We start from the raw sequence: 22,234 nt of genomic DNA, 5'->3' as shown, positions 1-22,234 counted from the left end.
TTGGCGCTTCGCGCGCCCCTCAGCGCGCCTTCAGCGCGTTCTCCCGGATCGCCGTCAGCGTCCCACGGGTGGTGATCACCTCCGGGTCCAGCATCACCTCGATCAGCGTGCCCTGGCGCCGCTCCAGCGCGGCGACGAACTCGCCCTCGAACTGCTCCGTGCGCGTGATGCGCACGCCGGCGTAGCCATAGGCCTTGGCGAGGCCGACGAAGTCGGGGTTCGCCAGCTGCGTGCCGTGCACGTGCTCGGGATAGTCGCGCTCCTGGTGCATGCGGATGGTCCCGTACATGCCGTTGTTCAGCACGACGACGATGCTCTTGCCGCCGAACTGCGCCGCGGTCGCGAGCTCCTGCCCCGTCATGAGGAAGTCACCGTCGCCGGCGATGGTGAACGCCGTGCGCCCGCTCACCAGGTTCGCCGCGATGCCCGCCGGCACGCCGTAGCCCATCGCGCCGTTGGTGGGCGCGAGCTGCGTCTTGTGGCCCTTGGCGAGCCCGTGGTGGCGGAAGAACCGGTGCACCCAGCTGGCGAAGTTGCCGGCGCCGTTGGTGAGCACCGCATCCTTGGGCAGCCGCTTCTGCAGCACGGCGACGATCGCCGGCATGTCGATGTCGCCCGGCAACTTCTGCGGCTCCAGGTTGGCCTCGTAGTCCGCATGCACCGCCTCCGCCCATGCCTGCCACGGCACGCCGGCCGGCGCCGCAAGGGTCTCCAGCGAACGCGCGGCAGCGTTCATCGTCGCGCAGATGGCCAGGTCCGCCTGGTACACGCGGTTCAATTCGCCGGCGTCGGCATGCACGTGCACCAGCTTCTGCTGCGCCTTGGGCGGCTTGGGCAAGGTGTAACCACTGGTCGTCATCTCGCCCAGCCGCGGGCCCAGCGCAAGGATCAGGTCCGACTCGCGGATGCGGGCCGCCAGCTTCGGGTTGATGCCGATGCCGACGTCACCGGCGTACAGCGGGTGGTGGTTGTCGAAGGTGTCCTGGAAACGGAAGGCGTTGCCCACCGGCAGCTTCCACTGCTCCGCGAAGCGCTGCAGCGCCTGCGCCGCTTCGGGCGTCCAGCCACCGCCGCCCGCGATCACGATCGGCTTCCTGGCGGCCAGCAGCATCTCGCGCAGAGTGCGCAGCGATCCGGGATCGCTCCACGCCTCGATCGCTTCCACCCGCGGCAGTGGGCGCGCCGCCGTGGTCTTCACCAGCATGTCCTCCGGCAGCACCAGCACCACCGGCCCCGGCCGGCCGTTCATCGCGGTGGCGAAGGCGCGGGCCACGTACTCGGGGATGCGGTCCGGGTCGTCGATGCGCTCGACGCGCTTGGCCATGCCCTTGGTGCTCGGGCCGAAGAAGCTGCCGTAGTCGACCTCCTGGAAGGCCTCGCGGTCGCGCTGGTCCGACGCCACGTCGCCTACCAAGAGCACCATCGGCGTGGAGTCCTGGAAGGCGGTGTGCACGCCGATCGACGCGTTGGTGGCACCGGGGCCGCGCGTGACGAAGCACACGCCCGGGCGCCCGGTGAGCTTGCCGGCGGCCTCGGCCATGAACGCGGCGCCGCCCTCCTGGCGATTGACGATGAAGCGGATGCTGTCGCGGTACTTGTGCAGGCCGTCGAGCACGGCCAGGTAGCTTTCGCCCGGGACGCCGAAGGCATGCGTGACGCCCTGCGCGACCAGGCACTCGACAAGCAAATGGCCCGCGAGTTGCGGGCCATCCGGGGAGGTGGTTTGGGTCATGGGGCGACTTTACGGGATCGCCGCCCCTGCGCCCCCACCGGGCGCAGCGCGCGCTCAGGCGACGAGCTTGGCCGGCGCGGGACGCGACGAGCCTTGCGAGGACGACGAGGTCGACGCGGTCGCGCCGAACTCGATCTCGCCGGACAGCTGGCCGCCCTCCTCGATCACCACCTTGCCGTAGCGGATGCGGCCCGTGACCTTGCCGGTCGCGTAGATCACCAGCTTCTGGCGCACCGTCAGGTTGCCCTCGAACGAGCCGCGGATCTCGGCGACGTCGATCTCGGCCGAGCCCTTGAACGAGCCGCGCTCGGAGATCTGGATCATGCGCGAGTCCATCGTGGCTTCCACCGAGCCTTCGACCACCAGCGTGTCGCAGTCGGTGATCTCGACGCCCTTGAGCTTGATGTTCGGGCCGACGGTCAGCTTGGCTTCACCGTCCTGAACCTGCGTCGCGGTCGGGCTGTTGGCGGCGGGCGCGGTCGGCGCGGTGGCGGCGGCAGCCAGCGCGGCGCCGTTGGGGGTGTTCGGGCGGACGTCGTCGCGCTTGGTGTTGTTGAAGAAGGGGGACTGCAGTGCCATCGCGATACCTCAGCGGTGTTGGTGGTGGAGCCACGGATGCTATGGACGAGCTCGCTTACACGCATCGCTGAGCCAGCAAGTTCCGTAACCGTTTACATGTCGCAGTGATGCGGCCGCCGCGCGACGCGAACGCATCCGCGCATTGCCGCGCCGGTCCGCGGCGTGCAGGATGCGTCGAGGAGAAGGAGGTTCCCCATGCGATTGCGTACCGCCCTCGTGGCGATCGGTGCCTGCGTCGCGCTGCAGGCGCTGGCGGCGGACACGGTGTTCGACACGACCGCCGGCAACCTGCTCGCCGTCCTGCGCGGCAGCGACGCCGGCAGCGAGCCGCAGGAGACGCTGCGCCCGTACGGCACCCTGGTCGCCGAGTTGCCCGACGGACGCGAGGTCGAGGTGGAGATGAGCTGGTTCCGCTATCTCGGGGACATGCACATCCGGCTGGTGTTCGACAGCCGGACCGAGCTGCAGAGCGCGGTGCCCGAGGACCTGCAACGGCTGCATCTCGAGCCGCAGCAGGCGGTGCAGGTCGCCGTCGAGAACCTCCGCCGGGTGTACGGCGAGCCGAAGGTCACCGCGTGGCCCGGCGGCCTGATGCAGGTGATCGGCCGCGCGGACGACCTGAACAGCAGCTACTTCCTCGACCGCACGTTCTGGCGCGGGCTGGAACGCGAGCATCCGGGCGGCGTCGTCGTCGCGGTGCCGCAGCGTGGCGGCCTGCTGTACGCGCCGGCAGCCGATGCCGAAGCCGTCGCCGCGCTGCGCTTCAACGCCACGGCGATCTATGCGGCATCGCGCCGCAGCCGCGTGTCGTCGGCGCTGTACCTGTTCAGGGACGACCGCTGGTCGATCTTCCAGGCGCCGGTGTTGCCGCTTCAGTAGGCGACGGTGTAGCGCTGTCCGCGGAAGCTCAGCACGGCCTGGTGCGGCCGCACCTGCTCGAGCACCACCCCCGGCGCCACCTGGCTGCCTTCGTTGAAGACCTGGCCACCGACGATCAGCATGCGCTGCGCCGGGTCCGCCGAGTACACGCCGCCCGTGACCGACAGCTTTGGCGCGTCGGCGGGCGGCGGCCCTTCCGCGGTCGACGCTGCAGACGCGGGCATCGCCGCAACCGGCGCGGATGCGAGCTTCGCAGCCAGGGGCGCTGACGCGGGTGCCTGCGCCACCGCCTTCGGCGGCGCAGGCTCGGCGGCCTGACGACGTGCAGGCGCGGGCGCGGGTGCAGGAGCAGGCGGTTGCACGGCTCGCGCCGGTGGCGGTGGCGGTTCGATCGCGGTGGCGGCCGCAGGCGGCGCCGCAGGGGTGATGGCGGCGGCGGGCGGCGGTGTCACCGGCGCTGGCGCGACATCGGGTGCCGTGGGCGCGACAGCCACTTGCGTCGGGCTTTGCGCCGGCCACCAGGCCAGCGCCGCGAGCCCGGCGACCACCACGCCCGCAACACCCCAGACCAGCGGGGACTTCGACCAGTGGCCGGCGTCGGACGACGGGTCCGCCGCCACCGGATGCGCATGCAGGCCGGGCCGCTCGCGCTGGCGTTGCGCGTCGGCCTTGCGGAGGGCGTCGAGGATGTAGGACATCAGGGCAGCGGGCGCAAGCGCGGCTCGTCCACGTGCGCGGTTCGATTGAGTTGCATGACGGTCATCGGGCCCAGCACGCCATCGGCGGGCAGGCCTTGCGCGAGCTGGAAGTTGCGCAGGCGCGTGCGCAGCGTCGCGCCGCCGCCCTGCCCCATCCCGGCCGCGTCCAGTTGCTCGTCGGCCCAGCGCACGACCTCGGCGCCGTCGCGGCCGCGGGTTGCGTAGCCGGGGGGCACGCGCCACAGCGTGCCCCAGTCGCCGCTCCAGCGCTCGGCCAGCGCGGCGAGCGTCACGGTCTGCGTGGTGCCCGCGGCCACGATCGTCGCCGTCTTGTCGCCCACCGCGGTGAGCAACGCGTACGACGGCGTGCCGCGGTCGCGATCGAGCGTGATGACGCCGGGCCGGTCCAGTTGCCGCACCAGGGCGAGCGGCGTCGGCCGGGTGAAGCACTGCACCGATTGCCTGGCCAGCACGGCGCAGGGATCCCCCGTCTCGCCGGCGTCGACGTTCCAGCCGCGCGCGAGTTCGCGCCAGGCTTCGCGCTCGTCGCGCAGCAGGGTCGCCGGCGCGCTGACGGCCGATGCAGGTGCGGACGCGGGCGCTGCCGCAACGATCGCGGGAGCCGAGGCCGCGTGCGCCGCAGGCGGCGCCGCAACGACGGGTTGCGCAGCGGACGGCGCGGCATCCTGGGTCGCACCTTGCTGCTGCAGCATCCACGCCACGCCCGCACCGGCCACCAGCCCCAGCGCCAGCAGCAAGGCAGGCCGCACGGCTGCCCGCGGCGCCGCCACGGGCGGAAAGACTTCGCGCGCCGCCTGGTCGACGATGCCGGCGGTCACGGCAGGTTCGCTGCGCGCAAACGCGCCGAGCAGCGCGCGATCGCACAGCAGGTTGATGCGGCGCGGGATGCCGCCGCTGCGGCGGTGGATGCGGTCCAGCGCCCGCGCCTGGAACGGCAGCGCGCGCGACAGGCCCGCGACCTCCAGGCGGTGCCGCACGTACTGCACCGTCTCCTTCGCATCGAGCGCGTCGAGGTGGTAGCGGGCGATGACGCGCTGCGCCAGCTGCTCCAGGCCCGGGCGCGCGAGCATCGTGCGCAACTCCGGCTGCCCGATCAGGATGATCTGCAGCAGCTTGCGCTCGTTGGTCTCCAGGTTCGTCAGCAGCCGCAGCTGCTCGAGCACGTCCTCCGAGAGGTTCTGCGCCTCGTCGATGATCAGCACGCTGTTGCGCCCGGCCGCGTGCGCCTGCAGCAGAAAGGCGTTCAGCGCGTCGACGTACTCCTTGACGCTGCGCGTGCCCTCGTGCGCGGGCAGCGCGATGCGGAACTCCTCGCACACCGTCTGCAGCAACTCGGGCACCGACAGCTTGGGATTGAAGATGTAGGCGACATTGCAGTTGGGCGGCACCTGCTCGAGGAAGCAGCGGCACACGGTGGTCTTGCCGGTGCCGATCTCGCCCGTGAGCAGCACGAAGCCGCCACCCCCGCCCAGCCCGTACAGCAGGTGCGCGAGCGCCTCGCGGTGGCGCTCGCTCATGAACAGGTAGCGCGGGTCCGGAGCGATCGAGAACGGCTCCTGCGACAGCCCGAAATACGGCGCGTACATGGGGGCGAGGATACCCGCCGCCGCGCCAGGACGGGCCGCTGGGAGCCTGCGCGGCAGAGAGACGGGCCCGCGCCGCGACCAGAAACGCGTCAGGCTAGGCGCGGTCCGACGCGCTGTACTCGATGTACAGAAGGAGGCCGTAACGACGCATGGCGCGTTTCTGGTCACGGCCCGAAGGGTTGGGCCGATAAGGGGCCATATGCGTCGTTGCGGCCACGGGTCCAGCCGGCCAGGCTGGACCCGCGCCCGCGCCTAGCCTCTGGCCCCTTCTCGGCCCAACGCGGGCCCGTCTCTCTGCCGCGCAGGCTCCTAGGCCGGCGCGAGGCGCGTGCGGCGCACGCGCCTCACGTTGAAGGCGCTGGCGACCAGCAGCAGTTGCGCGGCGACCAGCCCCATCCACACGCCCGTGTACTGGCCATGGTCCATCAGCCGGCCGAACACCAGCGGCGCGATCGCCTGCCCGATGTCCAGGCCGGCGTAGACGATGCCGTACACGCGGCCGCTTGCGTTGTCGGGCGTCGAGCGCTTCACCAGCATGTCGCGCGACGGCCCCGCGATGCCGCTGGCCAGGCCCATGGCGCCGAACAGCACGGGGATCGCGAGCGCGGGGACCGGCAGCAGGCCGATCGACAACGCCACCAGCGCGGCAGCCCCGAAGCCGGCCGCCACGACCCGCTCGCAGCGGGAAGGATCGGACGCGAGGAAGCCGCCCACCAGCACGCCGCCCGCGTTGCACACCATGTAGATCGTCAGGCACATGGCCACCCACGCCACCGGCACGTCATGCAGCCGGCGCGCCGCTTCCGGTGCGAAGGCCTGCACGACGCTCAGCACGACCGCGAACAGGAAGAAGAACCAGAAGCACATCCACACCGCCGGGATGCGCAGGAAGTCGAACGTGGCTCCTTCCTCCCCGGCCGCCTTCGGCGCGGCCTTCGGCAGGTCCAGCGTCTTGCGGTTCCACCACAGGAGGGCGAGCACCGCCCACGCCAGGGCGCCACCGCACACGAGCGCGACGCGCCACGACGACGCGATCGCGATCGGCACCAGCAACGCCGGCGTCAGGGCCCAGCCCAGGCTGCCGGTGATGCCGTGCACGCTGTACGCGTGCCCGAGCCGCGGCGCGCTCACCTTGCGATTGAGCAGCGTGTAGTCCACCGGATGGAACACGCCGTTGCCGATGCCGGCCACCAGCGCGCACGCGGCGAGCATCCAGTAGCTGGTGCTGGCGGCGAACCCGAACGCGGCGAGGCCGATCAGCGCGAGGCCGCCGAACAGCACCGGCCGCGGCCCGTGCCGGTCGACCAGGAAGCCCGAGGCCGCCTGCACCGAGCACGAGACGACGAAGAAGATCGTCATCAGGAACCCCAGCTGCGTGTAGCTGGCGTCGAAAGCCTCGCGCAGCCATGGGAACAGCGGCGGCAGCAGGAGCTGGCAGAAGTGGCTGATCAGGTGGGCCAGGCCGACGAGGCCGATGACGCCGGCGTCGTCGCGCAGCGGGCGCGCGGGGGCGGACCCCTGCAGGACAGTACTCATGCAGCGATCGTAGTGCGGGCGGCGTGTTTCCGAAATGCGACGGAATGCCAGCCGCATGCGGATTCCGGCCAGAATGCGCGGATGCGATCCCGTCCCGTCCGCCACGCGACGCCACTCGGTGACACCGACCCCTGGCAGCCCGACTGCGCGCGCCCGGTGCGGCTGCGCTCGCGCGACATGCCGGCCGACGCGCACTTCGAGCCGCACCGCCACGCGTGGGCGCAGCTGGCGTGGTGCGCCAGCGGCGTGCTCGAAGTCAGCGCCGACGGCAGCGGCCTGGGCGACGAGACGACGTACATCGTGCCGCCGTCGCGCGCGGTGTGGGTCCCACCCGGCGCGCGCCACGCGGTGCACGTGCTCGAGCGCGCGCAGTTCCGCACGCTGTACCTGCACGAGAGCGTGACGCCCGAGGGGTGGACGGGCTGCCGCGTGATCGTCGTGTCCGACCTGCTGCGCGAACTGGTCGAGGCGCTGGACGCGCTGCCGCTCCCCAAGGCGCGCGAGCAGCTCCTCACCGCCCTAGTCCTCGACGAACTCCTGCGTGCGGACACGCAGCAGCTGGGCGTCCCCTTGCCGCGCTCCGGCGGCGACAAGCGCCTGCGCGCGCTGTGCGAAGCGGTGCTGCGCGCTCCGGGCCAGCGGGCCAGCCTCGCCGCCTGGGCGGCCGACGTCGGCGCGAGCGAACGGACCCTGGCGCGCCTGTTCCAGGCCGAACTGGGCACCGGCTACCAGCAGTGGCGGCAACAGGCCGTGCTCGCGCATGCGCTGCCGATGCTGGCCCAGGGCGTGCCCGTCGGCCAGGTCGCAGCGGCCACCGGCTACGCGAGCGAGAGCGCGTTCAGCGCGATGTTCAAGGCCGCGATGGGGCAGCCGCCGCGCCGCTTCCAGCCGGCCAGGGCCGCCTGATGCCCACCATCACCAGCGCCGGCCTGCTGCTGTTCCGCCAGCGGCCCGGCGGGCTGGAAGTCCTGCTCGCGCACCCGGGCGGCCCATGGTGGTCGCGCAAGGACGTCGGTGCGTGGATGCTGCCCAAGGGCGAACTGCACGTGGGCGAAGACCCGCTGGCCGCCGCGCGCCGCGAGTTCGAGGAGGAGACCGGGTACGCGCCGCCGGGGCCGTTCGCGCCGCTCGGGGAAGTGCGGCAGAACGGCGGCAAGCGGGTCCTCGCGTGGGCGACGCCGGGCGACATGGACCCCGCGCACCTGCGCTCGAACACGTTCGAGCTCGAATGGCCGCCGCGGTCGGGCCGCCTGCGCAGCTTCCCGGAGCTCGATCGCGTGGCCTGGTACGACGTGCCGACGGCGCTGGAGAAGGTGCTGGGGAGCCAGCGGCCCTTCATCGAGCGGCTCGCGGCCGCCCTCGCGGCGGCGTGAGTCAGGCGCCTGGCGGCACGCCGCGCCCGCGCCGCAGCAAGGGACGCAGCACCTCGAGGTCGACGGGCTTGGTCTGGTGGTGGTCGAAGCCGGCCTCGCCCGCGCGCCGGCGGTCCTGCTCGGAGCCCCAGCCGGTGATCGCGACCAGCACGGTGTCCGCAAAGCGCGCGTCCGCGCGCAGCCGCGCCGCGACCTCGTAGCCGTTGATCCCGGGCAGCCCGATGTCGAGGAGGACGACGTCGGGCGCGAACTCCTGCGCCGCCGGGATCGCGCCGAGGCCGTCGTGGACGAGGCGCGTGCGGCACCCTTCCATCTCGAGCACCAGGGCCAGTGTCTCCGCGGCGTCGACGTTGTCGTCGACGACCAGCACCTTCAGTCCCTCGTCGGGCCACTCCGCTTTCGCCGGCGCGTCATGCTTCGGCGCGGCCGGCTGCGCGGGCAGGCACGGCAGACGCACCGTGAAGGCGCTGCCCTGGCCTGGTCCGGCGCTCTCCGCGACGACGCTGCCGCCGTGCATGGTCACCAGGCTGCGCACCAGGTACAGGCCGATGCCCAGGCCGCCCTGCGCACGATCGAGCGTGCTGCGCACCTGCGCGAACAGCGAGAAGACGCGGTCCAGCATCCCGGGCGGGATGCCCTCGCCGTTGTCCTCGACGCGCAGCACGGCCTGGTCGCCCTCGCGGCGCACGCGCAGCGCCACGCGGCCGCCGGGCGGCGTGTACTTGGCCGCGTTGTTCAGCAGGTTGCCCAGCGCCTGCGACAGCCGCGTCGGGTCGCCCATCAGCTCGATGTCGTCGTCCGGCAGGTCGGCCTCGAACGCATGGCCCGCCGCCGACAGCGCGGGCCGGCTGATCTCGAGCGCGCTGTCGACGACCGAGCGCAGGTGGATGCGCGAGACGTCGAGCCGGATCTTGCCGCTGCTGATGCGCGAGATGTCCAGCAGGTCGTCGACCAGCCGGATCATGTGCTGCAGCTGCCGCTCCATGGTCGCGCGCGCCCGCTGCGACACGGGACCGTTGCCGGTGTCGCGCTTGAGGATGTCGAGGCCGGTGCGGATGGGCGCCAGCGGGTTGCGCAGCTCGTGCGCCAGCGTCGCGATGAATTCGTCCTTCGCCCGGCTGGACTCCTGCAGCTCGTGCTCGGCCTGCTTGCGCTCGGTGACTTCGATGACCGAGCCGGCCATGCGGTAGGGCCGCCCCTGCGCGTCCCACAGCGCAGCGCCGGCGACGAAGAACCAGCGCCAGCGGCCGTTCGCATCGCGCAGCCGGCACTCGACCTGGTACGGCTGGCGTTCGCGCAGGTGCGCCCGCAGCGCGGTGCGCACCGCCGCGCGATCGTCCGGGTGCAGCACGCGATCGATCGACTCGGGCTTGTCCGGGAAGTCGACGTCGCCGTAGCCGAGCAGCGCCTTGAAGCGTGGCGAATAGAACATCGTGCCGGCCGGCAGGTCCCAGTCCCAGAGGCCCGCGCTCGACCCGCGCACGGCAAGCTGGTAGCGCGCCTCGCTCAGGCGCAGCGCGGCGTTCGCGGCCTCGAGGGTGCGGGCGCGGCGATCGAGTTCGTCCAGCATCGCGTTGAACGCGTCCACCAGGTCGCCCACCTCGTCCTGCGTGGTCTTCGGTGCACGCAGGCCGCCGGCTTCGCCGATCAGGATCTTCCTTGCGACTTCAGCCACCGCCAGGATCGGCCGCGTGACGGAGCGCTGCAGGCGGTTGGACAGGAGCAGCGCGCCCAGCAGGCTGCCGCCCATGATCGCCACGAGCCCGGCGACCGACGCCAGGGCCTGCGCCAGGCGTTCGTGGCGCAGTTGCACGTACACCGTCCCGACGCGCTCCTGGTTCGAGAGGACCGGGCGCCACGCCACCGCCCAGTCGCCCCGCACCCTGACGCCGGGTGCGGCAGCGCGCGCGGGCACCTCGCCGACAGCGTCGTCGGGCTGGAACGTCGCGAACAGCTTGCCGTTCTCGTCGTACAGCGCCGCCGCCGTCACGCCGCTCTTGGCGCGCAGGGTGGCGAGGTTCTCCTGCGCCACCTTCCGGTCCCCGAACGCCAGCGCCGCCGCGCTCGCGAGGGCGATGACGTCCGCCTGCGTGACCAGGTCCTCCTGCGTGTCGGCCAGCTCGCGCCGCAGGTCCAGCAGGAACAGCGCGACGGCCGCCAGCAGCAGTGCGGTGACGGTGGTCACCACCAGGATCGCGTTGAGCTTGCTGCGGATCGACCGCCCCGGGTTCCTCATCGCCCGCGGCCCTCCACCGTGGCGGCGACGCCGAGCAGGCGTGCGCTCAGGCGCAGGGACCGCGCCTCGGCCGCCGGCACCGACGCACCGAAGCGCACACGGCCTCCGTCCGACAGGAAGTTGAGGACGCCGCCCAGGCGCAGGCCGTTCTCCTGCTCCGTGACGACGAGCACCGGCCCGCGCACGGCGGCGATGAACTCGCGCACGCGGGCGTCGTGGCCGGGTCCGACCAGGAGCATGTGGATCCCCGCCCCATCGTCCGGGTCGCGCACGCGTCGCACCCGCACCGCGCGTCCATCGTACGACCGGCCGGCCACCAGTTGCTCGAGGTCCTGCGCCACCGCCTCGTCGCCCGCGACGCCGATGACGAGCGCATCGTCGGCGCGCGGGAAGGCCGACGGCGGCCACTCGACGAAGCTGGCGAACTTGAACAGGAAGGCAGCCTTCACGGCGCTCTCGGTCGCGCCCGGCTGGGCCGTCGCTTCCGGTGCCCAGGCGGCGGCAATGCCGGCGAGCAGGCCCGCACCGAGCAGGCGCCGTCGCGACAGCCGCACGCCTGGATCCTGCTCGGCGCGACCCATCTCGTCTTACAGCTGCAGCGTGGCCTGGAGCAGCCAGCGGCGCTCCAGCAGGCTCGCCTGCGCGGGAGCGTTGAATTCGATGTGGCGCGGGTCGCCGAGGTTGCGCGCGATGACGGCCAGTGACAGGGCCGGCGTGACCTGCAGGCCTACGCGCGCGTCGACCGCGGTGTACCTGGGCACGGCCGGGTTGGGCAGCGCGCCCACGTGGCGCACGAAGACGTCGACCTCGGTACGCGAGCCGAGATTCAGGCTGGAGCGCAGCGTCCACTGGTGGCTCGGGTCGTTGCCCAGGCCCGGGAAATCGGTGGTTCCCGGACTGATGCCGTTGGCGTACCGCAACCGCTTCGCGATGGCGTCGTAGCCGGCCATCAGCCGCCACGCGTCGGTCACCTGCCACTGCGCCCACGCCTCCACGCCCCGCACCGGGCCGTCGACCAGGTTCATGACCGTGCTCGGCACCTGCCCCGGGATGCCCGCACGCAAGCCGCGGAACCGCTGCTGGTACACCGTGGCGGAGTACGAGACCCGGCTGCCCAGCTGGCCGCGCTGGCCCAGTTCGACCACGTCGGCGACTTCGGACTCGAACGCCGGGCCGCCGGCGATGAGGAACGGCGGATTGCCGGGGAAGAAGAAGTCACGGTCGATGCGCGAAGGCGCGCGCACCACGCGCGAGAGTGCTGCCCAGGTCGTGGACTCGGGCGAGTGCATCCACGCGGCGCGCAGGCTTGGGAGCACCTCCAGCCCGGTGTAGCTGTTGCGCTCGAGCTTGGTGCCTGCGGTCACCTGCAGCCGGTCGAGCATCGCCCACTGGTACTGCGCGAACACGTTGGACCAGGCCAGCGTCCGCTCCTGCGGGATGAAGCGCACGGACGCCGTCGGCCGGCTGTCGTCGCGCGCGCCGCGGTAGCCGGCGCCCCACAGCAGCTGGCCCCGCCCGACCTCCTTCTCGTGGGTGAACTGCAGGTCGGTCGTGCGTGACTCGTCGCGGAACAGGTTGACGTCGTCGCGCTTCGCGAAGTCGTGGATCGCCTGCAGCTTCCAGCCCGAACCGTCCGAGAAGCGTCCGCTCCAGCGCGCCAGCAGGTTGCCGCCACGCACCTTCGGCGCCAGGTTGTTGGCCGGCCCGTCGCCACCGCCCTCGTACACGTCGCCTTGCAGGGTCAGGGCACCACTGCCGAGGGCCGGCCAGTCGGCCCGGAAGCCGAGCTGGTGGCGCGCACTGGCATCCGGGCGCGTCGCGCCATTGCCGGCCAGCCGGGTGCTGTCCCGGTCGACCTCGAGGGCGTGCACGCGCACGTCGGCGCTGCCCAGGCGGCCGCCCCAGCGCGCCACCGCGCGGGTGCCATGCGAGCCTCCGGCGGCGGACAGCAAGGTGCCCCGCGTGTCCGACGCGCTGCGCGTCACCACATTGATCACGCCGTTGACCGCGTTCGCGCCCCACAACGTGGCGCCGGGCCCGCTGATCACCTCGATGCGGTCGACATCCTCGAGCACGACGTCGTTGGTGTCCCAGAACACGCCCGCGAACAGCCCCGAGTAGATCGTGCGGCCGTCAAGCAGCACGAGCAGCTTGTTGGAGATCGAGTCCTGGAAGCCGCGCGCGGAGATCGCCCACTGCGACGCGCTCGTCTGCGCCACCTGCAGGTTGGGCGCGAGGCGCAGCGCTTCCGGCAGGCTGGTCGCCCCGGATCGGCGGATCTCCTGCGCGGTGATCACGTAGATCGAGGCCGGCGCCTGCTGCAGCCTCTGCGCGCGACCGGACACGGAGGTGACATCGATGGCGGCGAGCTGCTCGAGCGAGAGATCGGCGAGGTCGCGGGCGGACGCCACGACCTGCGCGTCGACCGTGCCCGCGATTCCCGCGGCGAGCAACGGGAGGACGGTGCGGTAAATCTTCATCGGCTGTCCGGGAGGAGCCGCGATGGTAAGAGGCGCGTTACACCGACCGGGCGGCGCTGCCGGAATTGTCGGTCCCGTCCTACAGCCTGCTCGCGCGGTCGCGCGTCGCCTTGCGTCCCGGTGTTGCACGCGCGCATCTGCCCATGGTGCGCATCGGCCGCTTTGCTTGGCTGCACCGGGGTCCGAAGCTACACTTTCCGTAGCACTTTCGCATGCACGCATGAGCGACGCCCAGCCCACCCACTACGACTTGCTGTCGGTCCCCCCGGACGCGACGGCCGACATGGTGCGGGCGGCGTACCGTCGCGCGGCCCAGCGGCACCACCCCGATCGCTGCAGCGGCGACGCCGCCGCGCAGCAGCGGATGGCGCACATCAATGCCGCCTACGCCGTGCTGTCCCACCCCGAACGCCGCGCGAGCTACGACGTCTGGATGCGCGCGCGGCAGGCACGCCGGCTGGCCGACGCTGCGGCGCAGGCCGCGCGTCCGTCGCGGTTCGCCGAGACCTGGCCGTGGGGACTCGTCGCAGCCACGGCCGCACTCGCGCTCGCGACCGTGGGCACCGTGCTGTACAAGACCTCGCTGCCCGCGCTGGTCATCGCCACCCACGCGCTCACGAGGTAGGCCTAGCGCGTGCGCACGACGATGCGCCCGCGCACCTGCCCCGCCATCAGGCGCTGCGCCGCGTCGATGACTTCGTCCAGGCCGATCTCCGTCGTCATCGTGTCCAGCAGCGCCGGATCGAGGTCGCGCGCGAGGCGCTCCCAGGCCTGCTCGCGCAGTGCGAGCGGTGCCATCACGCTGTCGACGCCCAGCAGGCTCACGCCGCGCAGGATGAAGGGTGCCACCGTCGCCGGGAAGTCCATGCCCTGCGCCAGGCCGCAGGCGGCGACCGCGCCGCCATAGCGCACCTGCGCGCACGCGTTCGCGAGGGTGTGGCTGCCCACCGCGTCCACCACCGCAGCCCAGCGTTCCTTCTGCAGTGGCTTGCCCGGCGCGGCGAGTTCGGCGCGATCGATGACGGCGCCCGCGCCCAGGCTGCGCAGGTAAGCCTCTTCGGACGCCTTGCCGGTCGCCGCGACGACCTGGTGCCCGAGCTTCGAGAGCAGCGCGATGGCCACCGACCCCACGCCGCCCGTCGCGCCCGTCACCAGCACCTCGCCCTGCCCTGCGCGCAAGCCGTGGCGCTCGAGCGCGAGCACGCACAGCATCGCGGTGTAGCCGGCGGTGCCGATCGCCATCGCCTGCCGCGCCGTGAACGCCGTGGGCCGGCGCACCAGCCATTCGCCCTTCAGGCGCGCGCGGCCGGCCAGGCAGCCCTTGTGCGTCTCGCCGACACCGAAGCCGTTGAGCACGACCTCGTCGCCGCCCTTCCAGCGCGGCGACGTGCTCTGCACGACCGTGCCGCTGCCGTCGATGCCCGCCACCATCGGCCAGCTACGCACGACCGGCGACCTGTTCGTGATCGCCAGCGCGTCCTTGTAGTTGATCGTCGAATACGCGATGTCGATCGTGACGTCGCCTTCGGGGAGGAAGTCGTCGCCGACCTCGCGCACGCCCGCGGCGAATTCGGGCGACTTCTCCAGGACCAGGGCTCGGGTCATGCGGCACTCCGGTGAAAAGCGCCGATTCTGCCGCCGCGACGCGGCCCGTGCGTCACGCGGCAGCGGACTCCCAGCCGAGACGCTGCATGGCGACATCGAGGCGCTGGCGCGTGGTCCAGTACGCCGCCCACGGGTCGCGCCGGCGGCGGCGCAAGGACGCGACGGTGTTGGCCACCGTCCAGTGCGCCGGTCCCTCGACGTCGTCCAGCTGCTCCCACGCGACCGGCATCGACACGCCCAGCCCGGGACGCGCCCGGACGGACAACGCCTCCGCCGTCGACTGCACCCAGCCGTTGCGCAGGTAGTCGATGAAGATGCGGCCAGTGCGGTTGCGCGCGCCGGACTTGGCGACGAACAGCTGCGGCAACACCTGTGCGAGGTGCCGCACGACGGCTTCGGTGAAGGGCTTGACCACGTCGTAGTCGAGCTCGGGACGGACCGGCACGACCACATGCAGGCCCTTGCCGCCGGTGGTCTTCAGCCAGGAACGCAGTTCCAGTTCCTGCAGCAGCGCACGCACCAGCCGGGCACCGTCGCACAACTGCTTCCATGCGACGCCCTCGCCCGGATCGAGGTCGAACACCAGCCGGTCCGGACAGTGCGGCGCCGCCTCGGTGCTGTTCCAGGTGTGGACCTCGACCATGTCCAGCTGCGCCCCGGCCGCGAGGTCTTCGGCGCTCGTGAACAGGATGGCGGGATCGTGGCCGGGCCAGGTCGCGGGGTCCGTGCCCTTCAGGCCCTTCATGTCGAGCGTGTGCTGCTGGAACGTCATCGGCTGCTGGATGCCGCGCGGCACGCGCCGGATGTACGCGGGCCGGCCCTGCAGGTGCGGCAGCATCCACGGCGCCACCTCCACGTAGTAGCGCACCAGGTCCATCTTCGTCAGCCCGCTCGCGGGATCGACGACACGGGCGGCATTGGTGACGCGCACGGCCCGATGCTGGGGCAGCACCGGGCCGTGGGCTGTAGGAACGCTGCGCGTCAGGCCGTGGCCGGCTCCCGGCTGGCGGGCTGCACGCCGCCGAAGTGGAAGACGCCGGGCTCGCGCACCGGGTCGACCTCCACCGGGATCACGCTCTTGGGCGGGAAGCGGCCCTCGAGGATCAGCCTGGACAGCGGGTTCTCGATGCGCTGCTGGATCGCCCGCTTGAGCGGCCGCGCGCCGAACACCGGGTCGAAGCCGACCTTGGCCAGTTCCTCCAGCGCCGCCGGCGACACCTGCAGCGCGAGGTCCATCTTCGCGAGCCGCTGCTCCAGCACGCCCAGCTGGATCTTCGCGATCTGTGCGATGTGCCTGGCGTCGAGCCCGTGGAACACCACCGTCTCGTCGATGCGGTTCAGGAACTCGGGCCGGAAATGGTTCTTCAGCTCGTCCCAGACCGCGTCCTTCACGTCCTCGTACGGCTTGCCGACCATGGCCTGGATCATGTGCGAGCCGATGTTGCTCGTCATCACGATCACCGTGTTCTTGAAGTCCACGGTGCGGCCCTGGCCGTCGGTGAGGCGCCCATCGTCCAGCACCTGCAGCAGCACGTTGAAGACGTCGTGGTGCGCCTTCTCGACCTCGTCGAGCAGGATCACGCTGTACGGCTTGCGGCGCACCGCTTCGGTCAGGTAGCCGCCCTCTTCGTAGCCGACGTAGCCCGGGGGCGCGCCGATCAGGCGGGCCACCGAGTGCTTCTCCATGAACTCGCTCATGTCGATGCGCACCAGGTGCTCCTCGGTGTCGAACAGGAAGGTCGCCAGCGCCTTGCACAGCTCGGTCTTGCCGACGCCGGTCGGGCCGAGGAACAGGAACGAGCCGGTGGGCCTGTTCGGGTCCGCGAGGCCCGAGCGCGAGCGGCGGATGGCGTTGGCCACGGCGCTGATCGCCTCGTCCTGCCCGATCACGCGCTGGTGCAGGCGCTCCTCCATGTGCAGCAGCTTCTCGCGTTCGCCCTGCATCAGCTTGGACACCGGGATGCCGGTGGCGCGCGCGACGACCTCGGCGATCTCCTCCGCGCCGACCTGCGTGCGCAGCAGCTGCGGCTTGCCGGCCTTGGCCTTCCCGGTCTCGGCGTCCTGCGCTTCCTTGAGCTTGCGCTCCAGCTCGGGCAGCTTGCCGTACTGCAGCTCGGCCACCTTGTTGAAGTCGGCCTTGCGCTTGAACTCCTCGATCTGGAAGCGGACCTTGTCGATCTCCTCCTTGACCTGCGCGCTGCCCTGCGCCTGGGCCTTCTCGGCCTTCCAGATCTCCTCCAGGTCGGCGATCTGCTTGCCCAGGCTGGCGATCTCGTCCTCGATCAGCCCGAGGCGCTTCTGCGACGCCTCGTCCTTCTCCTTCCTCACCGCCTCGCGCTCGATCTGCAGCTGGATCATGCGGCGGTCCAGGCGGTCGATGGCTTCCGGCTTGGAATCGATCTCGATCTTGATCTTGGAGGCGGCCTCGTCGATCAGGTCGATGGCCTTGTCCGGCAGGAAGCGGTCGGTGATGTAGCGGTGCGAGAGCTCGGCCGCCGCGACGATGGCGGGGTCGGTGATCTCGACGCCGTGGTGCACCTCGTACTTCTCCTGCAGGCCGCGCAGGATGGCGATCGTGGCCTCGACGCTCGGCTCGCCCACGAGGATCTTCTGGAAGCGGCGCTCCAGCGCGGCGTCCTTCTCGATGTACTTGCGGTATTCGTCCAGCGTGGTCGCGCCGACGCAGTGCAGCTCGCCGCGGGCGAGCGCCGGCTTGAGCATGTTGCCGGCGTCGAGCGCGCCTTCGGCCTTGCCGGCGCCGACCATGGTGTGCAGTTCGTCGATGAAGACGATCGTCTGGCCCTCGTCCTTGGCCAGTTCGTTCAGGACGTTCTTCAGGCGCTCCTCGAACTCGCCGCGGAACTTGGCGCCGGCCAGCAGCGCGGCCATGTCGAGCGACAGCACGCGCTTGTTCTTCAGCGTCTCGGGCACCTCGCCCGCGACGATGCGCTGGGCCAGGCCTTCGACGATCGCCGTCTTGCCGACGCCGGGCTCGCCGATCAGGACCGGGTTGTTCTTGGTGCGGCGCTGCAGGACCTGGATGGCGCGGCGGATTTCCTCATCGCGGCCGATCACTGGATCGAGCTTGCCCTGGCGGGCACGCTCGGTCAGGTCGATCGTGTACTTCTTCAGCGCCTCGCGCTTGCCTTCGGCTTCGGCGCTGTCGACCTTCTCGCCGCCGCGGACCGCATCCACCGCCGATTCGAGCGACTTGCGCGACAGGCCGTTCTCGCGCGCGATGCGCCCGAGGTCCTGCTTGCTGTCGGCCAGCGCCAGCAGGAACAGCTCGCTGGCGATGTATTCGTCGCCGCGCTTGAGGCCTTCCTTCTCGGCCGCCTGCAGCAGCGTGACCAGGTCGCGGCCGACCTGGACCTGCTCCTGGCCCTGCACCTGCGGGCGCTTGTGCATCGCAGCCTCGGCGCCGGCCAGCAGGCCGGGCACGTTGACGCCGGCGCGCTGGAGCAGCGCGCGCGGCCCGTCCTCCTGCCGCAGCATGGCGACGAGCACGTGCTCGGGTTCGATGTAGGCGTGGTCGTTGGCCAGTGCCAGGCTCTGGGCCTCGCCGAGGGCTTCCTGGAACTTGGTGGTGAGCTTGTCGAGTCGCATGGGTGGCGCTTCCTCCGTTGCCGGGAGAGCTTGGGCGTTTCCGCCGCCTTTTCAAGGGTGGATTGGCGCAGAAGCCGGCCGGAAGCCACTGACTAGAATCAAGGAATGCAGATCCACCAGCTCTCCGTGAGCTACCAGGCCGAGCAGGACCGGCTGCTCCTGCGGGTCAGCAGCACCAGCGGCGAGGAGATGCGGCTGTGGCTCACCCGGCGCCTGATGCTGGGCTTCTGGCCGCTGATCAGCCGCTTGCAGACGGACCAGTTGCTCAAGCTGGAAGCCGCCGGCAACCAGCTCGACGGTGCCGACGAGGAACTGCGCCGCATGCTGGCCGACTTCCGCAAGGAGGAGTTCCTGCAGCGCGCCGATTTCGACACGCCCTACCAGGACCAGGACAGCCTGCCCCTGGGGGCCGAGCCCTTGCTCGTCACCGACGTCGACGCGACGCCGCTGCCGGGTGGCCGCACGCGGCTGTCGCTCAACGAGCGCGCGTCGGTCGGTGGCGGCGACAAGCCGCGCGGCTTCCAGCTGGAACTCGACCCGCGCCTGATGCAGGGCCTGCTGCACCTGCTGGAGCAGGCGCTGGCGCACGCGCAGTGGCGCGAACCGTTCACCGCGCCGGCGGTGGCCGAAGGCGACGGCGACCGCCCGCGCTACCTCAACTGAGCGGCTTGCCCGCGACGTCCTCGGGCGCGAAGCCCGCCACCCGCTTGTAGTCGTCGGAGATCCGGCGCAGTTCGTCCTGGGTCACCAGGTCGTCGATGCTGCCGGCGAACGGCCGCCCGCCGCTGAGCGCGTCGGCCTTCATGATGATGAAGTCGGGCGGCACGGTGCGGTTGGTCTCCACGATGCGCGCGGTGGGCGCGAGCCGCCGCGCCTCGTAGCGCGCGAGCGCCTCCGGGACCCCGCCGCCGGCCGCCAGTTCGTCGGCCAGCACCCGCGCATCGATCAAGGCCTGCGCCGACCCATTGGAGCCCCGTGGGTACATCGGGTGCGCCGCATCGCCCAGCAGCGTGACGCGGCCGAAGGTCCAGCGCCGCACCGGGTCGCGATCGACCATCGGGTACTCGAACACCTGCGACGCGGTGGCGATCAGGCGCGGCACGTCCAGCCAGTCGAAGCGCCAGTCGGCGAACAGCTGCGCGACTTCGGCCGGATCGCCCGGCCTGTTCCAGTCGTTCATCGCGGCGCCCGGCCGCTGGATCTCCGCGACCCAGTTCACCAGTTGCGAGCCCTGCCCGTCCACGTCGTCGACGATCGGGTAGACCACCATCTTGCCGGTCTCGATGGAGCCGATGCGCAGGTAGCTCTTGCCGGTGAGGATGGGCCGGTGCACGGTGACGCCGCGCCACGTGTTGATGCCGGCGAACGCCAGTGGCTCCCCGGGATAGAACTGGCGCCGCAGTGCCGAGTTGATGCCGTCGCACGCGACAACGGCATCGGCGCGGACCGTGCGCTCGGCACCGCGTGCGTCCTGCACGCGCAGCGCGCAGCCCTGCCCGTCCTGCTCGACGCCGATGCAGCGCGCATCGAGATGGACGGCGTCGGGGCCCAGCCGCTCGAGCACCGCGTCGTGCAGCACGCGATGCAGCTTGCCGCGGTGGATGCCGATCTCCGGCAACGGGTAGCCCGCGTGGCGCCCGCGCGGCTCGCGGTAGACGAACTGCCCCCAGCGGTTGAAGAACACGCTTTCCAGGTTCTCGATGCCCAGCGGCTCGATGCGGGCCTGCACGCCGAGCGCGGCGAGCTCGCGCATCGCGTGCGGCAGCAGCGTGATGCCGACGCCGATCTCGCGCACCTGCGCGACGGCCTCGTACACCTCGCAGGCGATGCCGCGATGGTGGAGCGACAGCGCCAGGGCGAGCCCCCCGATGCCGCCGCCGGCAATGGCGATGCGCATGCGGCGGCTACTCGGCGGTGATGCCTTGCGCCTTGATCAGCGCGGCCCAGCGGTCGGCGTCCTGTTCGACGAGGCGCCGGAACTCGTCCGGCGTGCTCGTGGCCGGATCCATCCCCTGCGTCTCGAACGCGGTGCGCACCTCCGGCAGCCCGAGGATGCCCTGCAACTCGCGGTTGATGCGCTGCACGTCGTCGGCCGGCGTGCCCTTGGGCGCGAAGATGCCGTACCACATGGCCACGTGCACGTCCCCCGCCTTCGCTTCCGCCAGTGTGGGCACCTGCGGGAGCAAGGGATGGCGCTTCTCGCTGCCGATGCCGAGAGCGAGCAGCTTGCCCGAGCGCACGTGCGGCAGCGCGACATGGATCGGCAGGAACATCAGCGGCACCTGGCCGCCGAGCAGGTCGGTCAGGGCCGGCGCGGTGCCGCGGTATGGGATGTGGGTGAGGAAGACCTTGTTGATGGACTTGAACAGTTCCATCGACAGGTGGTGCGGCGTGCCGACGCCCGGGCTCGCGTAGTTGATGCGCCCCGGCTGCGCTTTGGCGTCGCGGAGCAGGTCGCCGGCCGTGCGCCAGCCCGCGGACGGGTTGGCCACCAGCAGCAGCTGGCCCCAGCTGGTGAGCGCGACCGGCTGCAGGTCCTTGACCGGGTCGAACGGCAGCTGCGGGTACAGGCTGCGGTTCATGACCAGCGTGTTGACGCTCACCAGCAGCGTGCCGCCGTTGGCGGGCGCGCGGACCACCGCTTCCGTGCCGATGTTGCCCGACGCGCCGGCGCGGTTGTCCACCACGACCGGCCGGCCCAGGCGTTCGCCCAGCTTGGGCCCCACGGTGCGCGCGATGAGGTCGATGCCGGTGCCGGGCGTGAACGGCACGATCAGGCGCAGTGGCGTGCCGGGCGAAGCGGCCGTCTGCGCCCATGACGCGAGAGGCGCCAGGGCGGCGGCGAACACGAAGGCCCGGCGCGCGGCCGCGGGATCATCGATGGGTTGCATGCTAACCAGTCTGCGAGCCGCCCCGCCCATGCACAATCCGCGCATTCCCTAGCCGAGCCAAGGACCCGGTGCCAGCGCCCTCACGCCCTTCCAGCCTCATCCGTCTCTACGCCCGCCCGGGCTTCCTGCTGCGCCGTGCGCACCAGATCTCCGCCGCGGTGTTCGAGGACGAGTGCCGCGAGCTGCAGCTCACCGCGGCCCAGTTCGGCGTGCTGACGGTGCTCGACGCGCGGCCAGGCATGGGCCAGTCGGCCCTGGCCCGCGCGCTCGGCTTCGACAAGGTGACGGTGCTGCGGGTGCTGCGCGGGCTCGAAGCCCGCGGTTTCGTCGAGCGCGAGGCGGACAGCGGGCGCCGCACGGTGGCCGTCACGCTGACCGCCGCCGGGCGGGCCTTGCTCCGGCAGGCGCAGCCACCGGCGGAGAAGGCCTACCGCCGCCTGATGGGGCCGCTGGACAAGCAGCAGCAGGCGCAGTTGATCGAGTTGCTGCAGCTGCTGACCGACAGCCTGGAAGGCCACGCGCGGGCGGCGTTCGTGCCGCCCGAGGACTGAATCAGCCGGCGTTGCCGGCGTCGATGCCCCAGCGCGCCAGCGCCGCGTCGTCGCTGACGCGCGCGTCGACCCAGCGCTCGCCGTCGGCGGTGCGCTCCTTCTTCCAGAACGGCGCCTGCGTCTTCAGGTAGTCCATCAGGAACTCGCAGGCCTGGAAGCTCTGGCCCCGGTGCGCGGACGTGACGGCGACCAGCACGATCTGGTCGCCCGGGCGCAGCAGGCCGATGCGATGCACGACACGCGCCGCGAAGATGTCGAAGCGGCGGTGCGCCTCGTCGACCATGGCCTCGATCGCACGCTCGGTCATGCCGGGGTAGTGCTCCAGCTCCATGTCGAGTACGCCGCCCCCGCGCACGGTGCCGACGAAGCTGCACACGGCGCCGACGCGCGCATCGCCCTCGCGCAGGCGCGCGAGTTCCAGCCCGACGTCGAAATCCTCGTGCTGGATCGCGACCCGCATC

20 protein-coding genes are annotated in these 22,234 nt (G+C 71.6%); 6 read left to right on the top strand and 14 right to left on the bottom strand.

Going from position 1 to position 22,234, the window contains the following annotated elements; genetic code table 11:
* Window positions 1–19: 19 nt before the first annotated feature.
* Both I8E28_RS10850 and I8E28_RS10845 read right to left on the bottom strand, forming a co-directional pair.
* Window positions 20–1,732 carry a thiamine pyrophosphate-binding protein gene (locus tag I8E28_RS10850; RefSeq protein ID WP_200788079.1) on the bottom strand — a complete coding sequence of 571 codons (1,713 nt, stop codon included), beginning with the start codon at window positions 1,730–1,732 and terminating at the stop codon, window positions 20–22.
* 54 nt (window positions 1,733–1,786) lie between these two features.
* The gene (locus I8E28_RS10845) at window positions 1,787–2,311 is read right to left on the bottom strand and encodes a bactofilin family protein (RefSeq protein ID WP_200788076.1); all 525 of its coding nucleotides are present in this window, start codon (window positions 2,309–2,311) and stop codon (window positions 1,787–1,789) included.
* A gap of 195 nt (window positions 2,312–2,506) precedes the next feature.
* Here I8E28_RS10845 and I8E28_RS10840 point away from each other — a divergent pair, with 195 nt between their 5' ends.
* A complete protein-coding gene (locus I8E28_RS10840; protein ID WP_200788074.1) occupies window positions 2,507–3,190 on the top strand; it encodes a DUF1444 domain-containing protein in 684 nt (227 codons plus the stop codon).
* Here I8E28_RS10840 and I8E28_RS10835 read toward each other — a convergent pair.
* From I8E28_RS10835 to I8E28_RS10825, 3 genes are all read right to left on the bottom strand, one after another.
* Window positions 3,184–3,888: a general secretion pathway protein GspB gene (locus I8E28_RS10835; RefSeq protein WP_200788072.1), complete on the bottom strand. Its 705-nt coding sequence runs from the start codon at window positions 3,886–3,888 to the stop codon at window positions 3,184–3,186. The two genes, I8E28_RS10840 and I8E28_RS10835, sit on opposite strands and share 7 nt — an antisense overlap.
* Window positions 3,888–5,495 (bottom strand): ExeA family protein, encoded by a 1,608-nt coding sequence (locus I8E28_RS10830; protein ID WP_200788070.1) that lies wholly within the window; start codon window positions 5,493–5,495, stop codon window positions 3,888–3,890. Before I8E28_RS10830 ends, I8E28_RS10835 begins: the two co-directional genes overlap by 1 nt.
* A 309-nt stretch (window positions 5,496–5,804) precedes the next feature.
* Window positions 5,805–7,031, bottom strand: a complete 1,227-nt coding sequence (locus I8E28_RS10825; RefSeq protein WP_200788068.1) for an MFS transporter — start codon at window positions 7,029–7,031, stop codon at window positions 5,805–5,807.
* A gap of 81 nt (window positions 7,032–7,112) precedes the next feature.
* Here I8E28_RS10825 and I8E28_RS10820 point away from each other — a divergent pair, with 81 nt between their 5' ends.
* Window positions 7,113–7,937 carry an AraC family transcriptional regulator gene (locus I8E28_RS10820; RefSeq protein WP_200788065.1) on the top strand — a complete coding sequence of 275 codons (825 nt, stop codon included), beginning with the start codon at window positions 7,113–7,115 and terminating at the stop codon, window positions 7,935–7,937.
* A complete protein-coding gene (locus I8E28_RS10815) occupies window positions 7,937–8,404 on the top strand; it encodes an NUDIX hydrolase (RefSeq protein ID WP_200788062.1) in 468 nt (155 codons plus the stop codon). Before I8E28_RS10820 ends, I8E28_RS10815 begins: the two co-directional genes overlap by 1 nt.
* Before the next feature lies 1 nt (window position 8,405).
* Here I8E28_RS10815 and I8E28_RS10810 read toward each other — a convergent pair whose 3' ends face one another.
* From I8E28_RS10810 to I8E28_RS10800, 3 genes are read right to left on the bottom strand one after another with little or no spacing between them, the layout of a single operon-like run.
* Window positions 8,406–10,640, bottom strand: a complete 2,235-nt coding sequence (locus tag I8E28_RS10810; RefSeq protein WP_200788061.1) for a sensor histidine kinase, YfiR-like protein-associated — start codon at window positions 10,638–10,640, stop codon at window positions 8,406–8,408.
* A complete protein-coding gene (locus tag I8E28_RS10805) occupies window positions 10,637–11,194 on the bottom strand; it encodes a TOL_0243 family YfiR-like periplasmic protein (RefSeq protein WP_200788058.1) in 558 nt (185 codons plus the stop codon). The genes I8E28_RS10810 and I8E28_RS10805 overlap by 4 nt, the downstream gene beginning before the upstream one ends.
* A gap of 33 nt (window positions 11,195–11,227) precedes the next feature.
* The gene (locus tag I8E28_RS10800) at window positions 11,228–13,120 is read right to left on the bottom strand and encodes a TOL_0244 family TonB-dependent receptor (RefSeq protein WP_200788052.1); all 1,893 of its coding nucleotides are present in this window, start codon (window positions 13,118–13,120) and stop codon (window positions 11,228–11,230) included.
* Window positions 13,121–13,340: 220 nt separating this feature from the next.
* Between I8E28_RS10800 and I8E28_RS10795 the strand changes: the two genes are divergently transcribed.
* Window positions 13,341–13,745, top strand: coding sequence for a J domain-containing protein (locus tag I8E28_RS10795; RefSeq protein ID WP_200788050.1), 405 nt, complete (start codon window positions 13,341–13,343; stop codon window positions 13,743–13,745).
* 2 nt (window positions 13,746–13,747) lie between these two features.
* On the opposite strand, the gene acuI is transcribed toward I8E28_RS10795, so the two are convergent.
* From acuI to clpB, 3 genes are read right to left on the bottom strand one after another with little or no spacing between them, the layout of a single operon-like run.
* A complete protein-coding gene (acuI, locus tag I8E28_RS10790) occupies window positions 13,748–14,725 on the bottom strand; it encodes an acrylyl-CoA reductase (NADPH) (protein WP_200788048.1) in 978 nt (325 codons plus the stop codon).
* A 52-nt stretch (window positions 14,726–14,777) separates the two neighbouring features.
* Window positions 14,778–15,656 (bottom strand): non-homologous end-joining DNA ligase, encoded by an 879-nt coding sequence (ligD, locus tag I8E28_RS10785; protein WP_200788046.1) that lies wholly within the window; start codon window positions 15,654–15,656, stop codon window positions 14,778–14,780.
* 50 nt (window positions 15,657–15,706) lie between these two features.
* Window positions 15,707–18,331: an ATP-dependent chaperone ClpB gene (clpB, locus tag I8E28_RS10780; protein WP_200788044.1), complete on the bottom strand. Its 2,625-nt coding sequence runs from the start codon at window positions 18,329–18,331 to the stop codon at window positions 15,707–15,709.
* 105 nt (window positions 18,332–18,436) lie between these two features.
* Here clpB and I8E28_RS10775 point away from each other — a divergent pair, with 105 nt between their 5' ends.
* Window positions 18,437–18,994 carry a hypothetical protein gene (locus I8E28_RS10775; RefSeq protein ID WP_200788042.1) on the top strand — a complete coding sequence of 186 codons (558 nt, stop codon included), beginning with the start codon at window positions 18,437–18,439 and terminating at the stop codon, window positions 18,992–18,994.
* Here the strand turns inward: I8E28_RS10775 and I8E28_RS10770 are convergent.
* Both I8E28_RS10770 and I8E28_RS10765 read right to left on the bottom strand, forming a co-directional pair.
* Complete coding sequence (locus I8E28_RS10770) at window positions 18,987–20,228, bottom strand: flavin-dependent oxidoreductase (RefSeq protein WP_200788040.1); 1,242 nt, start codon at window positions 20,226–20,228, stop codon at window positions 18,987–18,989. The genes I8E28_RS10775 and I8E28_RS10770 overlap by 8 nt on opposite strands.
* A gap of 7 nt (window positions 20,229–20,235) precedes the next feature.
* A complete protein-coding gene (locus I8E28_RS10765; protein ID WP_200788038.1) occupies window positions 20,236–21,222 on the bottom strand; it encodes a tripartite tricarboxylate transporter substrate binding protein in 987 nt (328 codons plus the stop codon).
* Window positions 21,223–21,290: 68 nt separating this feature from the next.
* On the opposite strand from I8E28_RS10765, the gene I8E28_RS10760 reads away from it, so the two are divergent.
* Window positions 21,291–21,773, top strand: coding sequence for a MarR family transcriptional regulator (locus tag I8E28_RS10760; RefSeq protein ID WP_200788037.1), 483 nt, complete (start codon window positions 21,291–21,293; stop codon window positions 21,771–21,773).
* Window position 21,774: 1 nt separating this feature from the next.
* Here I8E28_RS10760 and I8E28_RS10755 read toward each other — a convergent pair whose 3' ends face one another.
* Window positions 21,775–22,233, bottom strand: a complete 459-nt coding sequence (locus I8E28_RS10755; RefSeq protein WP_200788035.1) for a molybdenum cofactor biosynthesis protein MoaE — start codon at window positions 22,231–22,233, stop codon at window positions 21,775–21,777.
* Window position 22,234: the final 1 nt, after the last annotated feature.

The sequence above is a fragment of the Ramlibacter algicola genome, from assembly GCF_016641735.1.
Taxonomy (GTDB): Bacteria; Pseudomonadota; Gammaproteobacteria; order Burkholderiales; family Burkholderiaceae_C; genus Ramlibacter; species Ramlibacter algicola.
Note: the sequence above shows the minus strand (reverse complement) of the source record. Positions and strands in the feature narration are given on the sequence as shown.

Excerpts from the sequence above, each read along its gene's own strand:
- clpB (WP_200788044.1), bottom strand. The coding sequence starts at position 18,331 with ATGCGACTCGACAAGCTCACCACCAAGTTCCAGGAAGCCCTCGGCGAG.
- I8E28_RS10830 (WP_200788070.1), bottom strand. The coding sequence starts at position 5,495 with ATGTACGCGCCGTATTTCGGGCTGTCGCAGGAGCCGTTCTCGATCGCT.
- I8E28_RS10835 (WP_200788072.1), bottom strand. The coding sequence starts at position 3,888 with ATGTCCTACATCCTCGACGCCCTCCGCAAGGCCGACGCGCAACGCCAG.
- I8E28_RS10825 (WP_200788068.1), bottom strand. The coding sequence starts at position 7,031 with ATGAGTACTGTCCTGCAGGGGTCCGCCCCCGCGCGCCCGCTGCGCGAC.
- I8E28_RS10820 (WP_200788065.1), top strand. The coding sequence starts at position 7,113 with ATGCGATCCCGTCCCGTCCGCCACGCGACGCCACTCGGTGACACCGAC.
- I8E28_RS10775 (WP_200788042.1), top strand. The coding sequence starts at position 18,437 with ATGCAGATCCACCAGCTCTCCGTGAGCTACCAGGCCGAGCAGGACCGG.
- I8E28_RS10800 (WP_200788052.1), bottom strand. The coding sequence starts at position 13,120 with ATGAAGATTTACCGCACCGTCCTCCCGTTGCTCGCCGCGGGAATCGCG.
- acuI (WP_200788048.1), bottom strand. The coding sequence starts at position 14,725 with ATGACCCGAGCCCTGGTCCTGGAGAAGTCGCCCGAATTCGCCGCGGGC.
- I8E28_RS10845 (WP_200788076.1), bottom strand. The coding sequence starts at position 2,311 with ATGGCACTGCAGTCCCCCTTCTTCAACAACACCAAGCGCGACGACGTC.
- I8E28_RS10840 (WP_200788074.1), top strand. The coding sequence starts at position 2,507 with ATGCGATTGCGTACCGCCCTCGTGGCGATCGGTGCCTGCGTCGCGCTG.
- I8E28_RS10815 (WP_200788062.1), top strand. The coding sequence starts at position 7,937 with ATGCCCACCATCACCAGCGCCGGCCTGCTGCTGTTCCGCCAGCGGCCC.
- I8E28_RS10810 (WP_200788061.1), bottom strand. The coding sequence starts at position 10,640 with ATGAGGAACCCGGGGCGGTCGATCCGCAGCAAGCTCAACGCGATCCTG.
- I8E28_RS10850 (WP_200788079.1), bottom strand. The coding sequence starts at position 1,732 with ATGACCCAAACCACCTCCCCGGATGGCCCGCAACTCGCGGGCCATTTG.
- I8E28_RS10765 (WP_200788038.1), bottom strand. The coding sequence starts at position 21,222 with ATGCAACCCATCGATGATCCCGCGGCCGCGCGCCGGGCCTTCGTGTTC.
- I8E28_RS10770 (WP_200788040.1), bottom strand. The coding sequence starts at position 20,228 with ATGCGCATCGCCATTGCCGGCGGCGGCATCGGGGGGCTCGCCCTGGCG.
- I8E28_RS10755 (WP_200788035.1), bottom strand. The coding sequence starts at position 22,233 with ATGCGGGTCGCGATCCAGCACGAGGATTTCGACGTCGGGCTGGAACTC.
- I8E28_RS10795 (WP_200788050.1), top strand. The coding sequence starts at position 13,341 with ATGAGCGACGCCCAGCCCACCCACTACGACTTGCTGTCGGTCCCCCCG.